Raw genomic sequence first — 6572 nt, forward strand, 5'->3', positions numbered from 1 at the left:
ATGCCCGGTAACACCGGGCGTAGTAAGACGTGACCGTCAGGCCAGACGGTTGCCAGGAATAAACCATTCCCGACGTGAATTTAAAAGATCCTGCGCGCTCATTGCCTTCTTACCTGCGGGTTGAAGGGAGAGCAGGTTCAGGATGCCGTTGCCGGTTGCAACCTGAATACCTTGTTTAGTCGCGTCAAGAATGGTGCCCGGTTCCGCTTGCGTTACGCGCTCTATCACTGACGCCTGCCACACTTTTACCGGCTGACCGTCAATTTCCATCCAGCTCATTGGCCAGGGATTAAAGGCGCGGATGCAGCGTTCAAGCTGTGCGGCAGAGAGAGACCAGTCCATACGCGCCTCTTCTTTGCTAAGTTTCTCAGCGTGAGTGGCCAGGGCGTTGTCCTGTACTTCTGGCTTCGCGGTACCGTTTTCTAACTGTTTCAGCGTTTCAATCAGCCCCTGTGGGCCAAGATCCGCCAGCTTGTCATACAGCGTGCCGCTGGTGTCTTTCTCGGTGATTGGACAGGCAAGTTTATAGAGCATATCGCCAGTATCCAGACCCACATCCATTTGCATGATGGTTACGCCCGTTTCGGCATCACCAGCCCAAAGTGAACGTTGGATCGGCGCTGCGCCACGCCAGCGCGGGAGCAGGGAACCGTGAACGTTGATGCAGCCGAGTCGCGGCATATCCAACACCGCTTTTGGCAGAATCAGGCCATACGCCACCACGACCATTACGTCAGCGTGTAAGTCTGCGACTAAATGCTGGTTTTCTTGTGGGCGCAAGGAGGCGGGCTGAAAAACCGCTATTCCTTTCTCTTCCGCCAGCACTTTCACCGGGCTGGGCATCAGCTTTTTACCGCGTCCAGCCGGGCGGTCGGGTTGGGTAAACACGCCAACGACGTTGTGTCCAGAAGACAACAGCGCGTCAAGATGACGCGCTGCAAAGTCAGGTGTACCCGCAAAAATAATACGTAGTGAGTCTGACACGTTGATTCTTGTCCTTAAGCTCGGGCGTTCAGGCGGTCGAGTTTCTCAACTTTCTGACGAATACGTTGTTGCTTCAGCGGCGACAGATAATCGATAAACAGTTTACCAACCAGGTGATCCATCTCGTGCTGAATACAGATAGCCAACAGACCGTCTGCTTCCAGCTCAAAAGATTGACCGTCGCGGTCGAGTGCGCGAATTTTCACTTTCTCCGCACGCGGCACTAAAGCACGCTGTTCTGGAATAGACAGACAGCCTTCTTCAATCCCCGTCTCACCGCTTTTTTCCAGCAGTTCCGGGTTGATTAACACCAGACGCTCGTCGCGGTTTTCCGAAACATCAATCACGATGATACGTTGATGAATATCGACCTGCGTTGCCGCCAGGCCAATACCTTCTTCTGCATACATCGTTTCGAACATATCATCGACGATACGCTGAATTTCTGCATTCACTTCTTCTACCGGTTTTGCGACTTTGCGAAGACGCTCGTCCGGAATATGTAACACTTGCAAAACTGCCATAATTATCCAGAGTTGTGTTCAGGAGTTGGAAAGATTATTACCTCTATTCTAGACAAAACCCCCTCCGATTGACAGCATCAGTGACCAATCGCAAAGATTGCCAGGACAGCCTGTGGCAGGGGGATAAAGGATGACCCGTACCGAAATTTGGTTACGTTTGATGCATGTGAGTGAATTGTATGGCGATGCAATGTTGAGCATTGCGAATTTGCTCATACAACAGCGTCAGATTGATAAGACTTTACTTCAGAACGCAGGGTTAACGTCCCGACAAGCGGAACGCTTTTTAACCGTCCCGCAAAAAGCGCTGGATGACGCGCAGCACTGGCTTGAGCAACCTCATCACCATTTGATTCTGGCCGGCAGCGCGCGTTATCCGGCACAGTTGAATGCGATTGCAGATTATCCCGGCGCTTTTTTTGTTGCAGGTGATCCAGAATGTCTCCAGAACTTCCAGCTTGGCGTCGTCGGAAGCCGGACACCTTCCTGGTATGGCGAGCGATGGGGGCGTTTGTTCTGTGAAAGTCTTGCCGTAAAAGGGGTGACGATTACCAGCGGGCTGGCGAGAGGAGTTGATGGCGTTGCGCATAAAGCCGCCTTAAACGCGAACGGGAAAAGCGTGGCTGTGCTGGGCAACGGTCTGGGAAGTATCCATCCCCGACGGCATACCCGGCTGGCTGAGGGGCTGATAGACGCCGGTGGCGCGCTGGTGTCGGAGTTTCCATTAGCGACGCTCCCTTTACCGCACCATTTTCCCCGACGAAACCGCATCATTAGTGGCCTGAGCAAAGGCGTGCTGGTGGTTGAAGCGGCGCTACGAAGCGGCTCTTTGGTTACTGCGCGCTGTGCGCTGGAGCAAGGGAGGGATGTCTTTGCCTTGCCAGGGCCGATAGGCAGCCCTGGCAGTGAAGGGCCGCATTGGTTGATCAAACAGGGCGCCACTCTTGTGACGGCGCCAGAGGATATTCTGGAAAATTTGCAATACGGCTTACATTGGCTGCCAGATGAGGCCGAAAATTCACTTTATTCACCAGATCAGGAAGTCGCAGCATTGCCATTTCCTATGCTCCTGGCTAACGTAGGAGATGAGGTAACACCTGTTGACGTCGTCGCTGAACGTGCCGGCCAACCTGTGCCAGAGGTAGTGGCTCAGCTACTCGAACTGGAGTTAGCAGGATGGATCGCAGCTGTACCCGGCGGCTATGTCCGATTAAGGAGGGCAAGCCATGTTCGACGTACTAATGTATTTGTTTGAGACTTACATCCATAACGAAGCTGAATTGCGTGTGGATCAGGACAAACTGGAACGGGATCTTACCGACGCTGGCTTTGACCGTGAAGACATCTACAACGCGCTACTGTGGCTGGAAAAGCTTGCTGATTATCAGGAAGGCCTCGCCGAACCTATGCAACTGGCTTCCGATCCGCTCTCCGTACGTATTTACACGGCAGAGGAGTGCAATCGACTGGATGCCAGCTGTCGGGGGTTTCTGTTATTCCTCGAGCAGATTCAGGTGCTAAACCTCGAAACGCGAGAAATGGTGATTGAACGCGTGCTCGCGCTGGATACCGCAGAATTCGATCTGGAAGACCTGAAGTGGGTGATCCTGATGGTTTTATTTAACATTCCGGGTTGTGAAAATGCGTATCAGCAAATGGAAGAATTACTCTTTGAAGTGAATGAAGGTATGCTGCATTAATCGACCTTCATTCAGCATGAGTTGTTATGGCTAAATCAGCACTGTTTACGGTGCATAAAAATGAGCCCTGCCCACAGTGCGGGGCTGAACTTGTTATTCGCTCCGGGAAACATGGTCCTTTTCTCGGCTGCTCACACTATCCAGAATGTGATTATGTCCGTCCGCTGAAATCGTCAGCAGACGGACATATCGTCAAAGTTCTGGAGGGGAAGTTTTGCCCGGCATGTGGTGCGGAGTTGGTATTGCGGCAGGGGCGGTTCGGCATGTTTATCGGTTGCAGTGACTACCCCGCGTGTGGTCATACCGAACTGATCGACAAACCAGACGAAACTGCCATTACCTGCCCTCAGTGCCAAAAAGGTCATCTGGTTCAACGGCGTTCCCGTTATGGTAAAACCTTTCATTCCTGCGATCGCTATCCTGAATGTCAGTTTGTCATTAACTTCAAACCGATAGCCGGAGAGTGTCCTGAATGTCACTATCCGCTACTCATCGAAAAGAAAACCGCGCAGGGTGTGAAGCACTTTTGCGCCAGTAAACAATGTGGAAAGCCGGTTCCGGCGGAACAACAAAGTGAATAATAACCTGCCTACAGACGCTATCGCGGCAGCGGTAGCGGTACTGCATAAAGAATGTGTCATCGCGTATCCCACAGAAGCTGTTTTCGGTGTTGGGTGCGATCCTGATAGTGAAACGGCGGTCAACCGCTTACTGGAATTGAAACAGCGTCCGGTTGAAAAAGGCCTCATTTTAATTGCGGCAAATTTTGAGCAGCTTAAGCCATATATTGATGACAGCATGCTGACAGATACGCAACGAGAAGCGATCTTTGCGTGCTGGCCTGGCCCGGTGACGTTTGTTTTTCCTGCACCGGCGACAACGCCGCGCTGGTTGACGGGACGTTTTGATTCGCTGGCGGTTCGCGTTACGGATCACCCGCTGGTGGTCTCATTGTGCCAGGCTTATGGCAAACCGTTGGTTTCCACCAGTGCGAATTTGACAGGGTTGCCTCCCTGCCGCACGGTCGAAGAAGTACGGGCGCAGTTTGGCGCGGATTTCCCCGTTGTTGAGGGTGAAACGGGAGGACGCCTGAATCCTTCTGAAATTCGTGATGCCCTGACGGGCGAGCTGTTTCGACAGGGGTAATACGATGGAAACCTATGCTGTTTTTGGTAACCCGATTGCGCACAGCAAGTCGCCATTGATTCATCAGCAGTTTGCGCAGCAACTGAAGATAGATCATCCCTATGGGCGTGTTCTGGCGCCGGTTGATGATTTCGTGAATACCCTTAACGCCTTCTTTGCGCAAGGAGGGAAAGGGGCGAACGTTACCGTTCCTTTTAAAGAGGAAGCGTTTGCACGCGCAGATGAACTGACGGAGCGTGCGGCGCTTGCCGGGGCGGTGAATACCCTGAAACGCCTTGATGATGGTCGCTTGCTGGGGGATAACACCGACGGCATCGGTCTGTTGAGCGATCTTGAACGTTTGTCTTTCATTCGTCCGGGGCTACGCATCCTGCTGATTGGGGCAGGGGGGGCTTCCAGGGGCGTACTGTTACCGCTGCTATCAATGGATTGTGCGGTTACTATTGCGAACCGAACCGCTTCCCGTGCTGAAGAACTGGCGCAAATCTTCGCTCATACCGGCAGTGTTCAGGCCCTTCGTCTTGATGCGCTGGAAGGCCATGAATTCGATCTGATCATCAATGCGACATCCAGTGGAATTAGCGGTGATATTCCCGCGATCCCGTCATCGCTCATTCATCCTGCTGTCTGTTGCTACGATATGTTTTATCAAAAGGGAAATACGCCGTTCCTTGCCTGGTGTGCGGAGCAAGGGGCAAAACGGTATGCCGATGGTTTGGGGATGCTGGTGGGGCAAGCCGCGCATGCTGTGTTTCTCTGGCATGGCGTGTTGCCTGACGTGGAACCTGTTATTGCAACGCTGAAGCAGGAACTGTCGGCATGAACCAGGCTATTCAGTTTCCTGACAGAGAAGAGTGGGACGCGGTCCTTGAGGCCGTTAGCTTTCCCGCACTGGTGAATGGGATGCAGTTAATGTGTGCTATCAAGGGAACCACGCTGGCGCATCGCTTTGGCGGCGATACGCCAGAACGGTGGCTGGCAGACTTTTGTGAACATCGCTGGGATCTGGAAGAAGAAGCGGAAGCGTTGATCCAGTCCCAGCAAGAAGACGATCAGGGTTGGGTCTGGCTGTCCTGACTCAGGTATTCATCTTTCCATTTCACATAGTTATTTGCGGAGTACTGTAGCCCGGCTTTCTCTTCGTCACTTAGCGGACGGATCTGCTTCACCGGACTCCCCAGATACAGATAGCCGCTTTCCAGGCGCTTGTTTTGCGGCACCAGGCTGCCAGCGCCGATCATGACGTCATCTTCTATTACCGCGCCATCCAACAGAATGGACCCCATGCCAACCAGAACCCGGTTGCCGATAGTGCAGCCGTGGAGCATGACTTTATGCCCGACAGTGACATCTTCACCCACAATAAGCGGATTACCTTGCGGGTTAGTGGTGGATTTGTGCGTCACATGCAGCACGCTGCCGTCCTGGATATTTGAGCGGGCGCCAATCTCTACATAGTTCACATCGCCACGAATGACGACCAGCGGCCAGATCCCGACGTCATCAGCCAGACGAACATCACCAATGACGACGCTACTGGAATCGATCATCACGCGTTGCTCGATCTGTGGGAAAAGATCCTTATAAGGACGTAATACGTCAGACATGTTTACCTCAACGAAAGAGAACAGTAATGAAGACTTTGGTTGGATTATTGGCGCTACGCAAGTGTTTCAGGTATCAAAAATCAGCCAAATTGCGCAGGAATGTAGCGAAAGGGGTAAAAAACAGGCATTCAGCAAAAAAGATCCAAAAAACGCTTGTGCAAAAAAATGGGATCCCTATAATGCGCCTCCGTTGAGACGACAAAGTGAAACGCTTCACAAGATGGTCGGAACAACGAAGAGAAAAATCCTGAAAAATGGGGTTGACTCTGAAAGAGGAAAGCGTAATATACGCCACCTCGCGACAGAGCGCTAAAGCGCGTCGCAACTGCTCTTTAACAATTTATCAGACAATCTGTGTGGGCACTCAAAGTGACATGGATTCTTGACGTCGCAAGACGAAAAATGAATACCAAGTCTCTGAGTGAACACGTAATTCATTACGAAGTTTAATTCACGAGCATCAAACTTAAATTGAAGAGTTTGATCATGGCTCAGATTGAACGCTGGCGGCAGGCCTAACACATGCAAGTCGAACGGTAACAGGAAGCAGCTTGCTGCTTCGCTGACGAGTGGCGGACGGGTGAGTAATGTCTGGGAAACTGCCTGATGGA

At 52.1% G+C, this 6572-nt stretch carries 10 protein-coding genes and 1 rRNA gene (1 of these 11 running past the window's edge); 8 read left to right on the forward strand and 3 right to left on the reverse strand.

Annotated elements, in window-relative coordinates; genetic code table 11:
* Window positions 1-36: 36 nt before the first annotated feature.
* Both fmt and def read right to left on the reverse strand, forming a co-directional pair.
* Window positions 37-984, reverse strand: coding sequence for a methionyl-tRNA formyltransferase (gene fmt, locus OGV82_RS07205; protein WP_047460854.1), 948 nt, complete (start codon window positions 982-984; stop codon window positions 37-39).
* A gap of 14 nt (window positions 985-998) precedes the next feature.
* On the reverse strand, window positions 999-1508 hold the full coding sequence (gene def / locus OGV82_RS07210; RefSeq protein ID WP_047460857.1) for a peptide deformylase: 510 nt from the start codon (window positions 1506-1508) through the stop codon (window positions 999-1001).
* A 130-nt stretch (window positions 1509-1638) separates the two neighbouring features.
* Between def and dprA the strand changes: the two genes are divergently transcribed.
* Genes dprA through OGV82_RS07240 form a run of 6 tightly spaced genes read left to right on the forward strand, consistent with a single transcriptional unit; the run spans window position 1639 to window position 5431 of the window.
* Window positions 1639-2763 carry a DNA-protecting protein DprA gene (gene dprA / locus OGV82_RS07215; protein WP_047460860.1) on the forward strand — a complete coding sequence of 375 codons (1125 nt, stop codon included), beginning with the start codon at window positions 1639-1641 and terminating at the stop codon, window positions 2761-2763.
* Entirely contained in the window at window positions 2735-3208 is a 474-nt protein-coding gene (smg, locus tag OGV82_RS07220; protein ID WP_024130999.1) for a DUF494 family protein Smg, read from the forward strand. Before dprA ends, smg begins: the two co-directional genes overlap by 29 nt.
* 26 nt (window positions 3209-3234) lie before the next feature.
* Window positions 3235-3789 (forward strand): DNA topoisomerase family protein, encoded by a 555-nt coding sequence (locus tag OGV82_RS07225; RefSeq protein WP_012135414.1) that lies wholly within the window; start codon window positions 3235-3237, stop codon window positions 3787-3789.
* Entirely contained in the window at window positions 3782-4354 is a 573-nt protein-coding gene (gene tsaC, locus OGV82_RS07230) for an L-threonylcarbamoyladenylate synthase type 1 TsaC (protein ID WP_024130998.1), read from the forward strand. Before OGV82_RS07225 ends, tsaC begins: the two co-directional genes overlap by 8 nt.
* 4 nt (window positions 4355-4358) lie before the next feature.
* A complete protein-coding gene (gene aroE, locus OGV82_RS07235) occupies window positions 4359-5177 on the forward strand; it encodes a shikimate dehydrogenase (protein WP_101744406.1) in 819 nt (272 codons plus the stop codon).
* Entirely contained in the window at window positions 5174-5431 is a 258-nt protein-coding gene (locus OGV82_RS07240; RefSeq protein WP_047460863.1) for a DUF1488 family protein, read from the forward strand. The genes aroE and OGV82_RS07240 overlap by 4 nt, the downstream gene beginning before the upstream one ends.
* Here the strand turns inward: OGV82_RS07240 and OGV82_RS07245 are convergent.
* A complete protein-coding gene (locus OGV82_RS07245) occupies window positions 5407-5961 on the reverse strand; it encodes a gamma carbonic anhydrase family protein (protein ID WP_047460866.1) in 555 nt (184 codons plus the stop codon). The two genes, OGV82_RS07240 and OGV82_RS07245, sit on opposite strands and share 25 nt — an antisense overlap.
* Between OGV82_RS07245 and OGV82_RS07250 the strand changes: the two genes are divergently transcribed.
* Together OGV82_RS07250 and OGV82_RS07255 are read left to right on the forward strand one after the other, a co-directional pair.
* Window positions 5960-6274, forward strand: a complete 315-nt coding sequence (locus tag OGV82_RS07250) for a hypothetical protein (protein ID WP_012135409.1) — start codon at window positions 5960-5962, stop codon at window positions 6272-6274. The two genes, OGV82_RS07245 and OGV82_RS07250, sit on opposite strands and share 2 nt — an antisense overlap.
* 155 nt (window positions 6275-6429) lie before the next feature.
* Window positions 6430-6572, forward strand: a 16S ribosomal RNA gene (locus OGV82_RS07255) (it continues 1399 nt past the right edge of the window).

It is taken from the genome of Citrobacter sp. CK191, assembly GCF_030333435.1.
Lineage (GTDB): Bacteria > Pseudomonadota > Gammaproteobacteria > Enterobacterales > Enterobacteriaceae > Citrobacter_B > Citrobacter_B koseri.

What these genes read in the sequence shown, in the direction of transcription:
- def (WP_047460857.1), bottom strand. Translation starts at nt 1,508, where the DNA reads ATGGCAGTTTTGCAAGTGTTACATATTCCGGACGAGCGTCTTCGCAAA.
- dprA (WP_047460860.1), top strand. Translation starts at nt 1,639, where the DNA reads ATGACCCGTACCGAAATTTGGTTACGTTTGATGCATGTGAGTGAATTG.
- smg (WP_024130999.1), top strand. Translation starts at nt 2,735, where the DNA reads ATGTTCGACGTACTAATGTATTTGTTTGAGACTTACATCCATAACGAA.
- OGV82_RS07225 (WP_012135414.1), top strand. Translation starts at nt 3,235, where the DNA reads ATGGCTAAATCAGCACTGTTTACGGTGCATAAAAATGAGCCCTGCCCA.
- aroE (WP_101744406.1), top strand. Translation starts at nt 4,359, where the DNA reads ATGGAAACCTATGCTGTTTTTGGTAACCCGATTGCGCACAGCAAGTCG.
- OGV82_RS07240 (WP_047460863.1), top strand. Translation starts at nt 5,174, where the DNA reads ATGAACCAGGCTATTCAGTTTCCTGACAGAGAAGAGTGGGACGCGGTC.
- OGV82_RS07250 (WP_012135409.1), top strand. Translation starts at nt 5,960, where the DNA reads ATGTTTACCTCAACGAAAGAGAACAGTAATGAAGACTTTGGTTGGATT.
- OGV82_RS07245 (WP_047460866.1), bottom strand. Translation starts at nt 5,961, where the DNA reads ATGTCTGACGTATTACGTCCTTATAAGGATCTTTTCCCACAGATCGAG.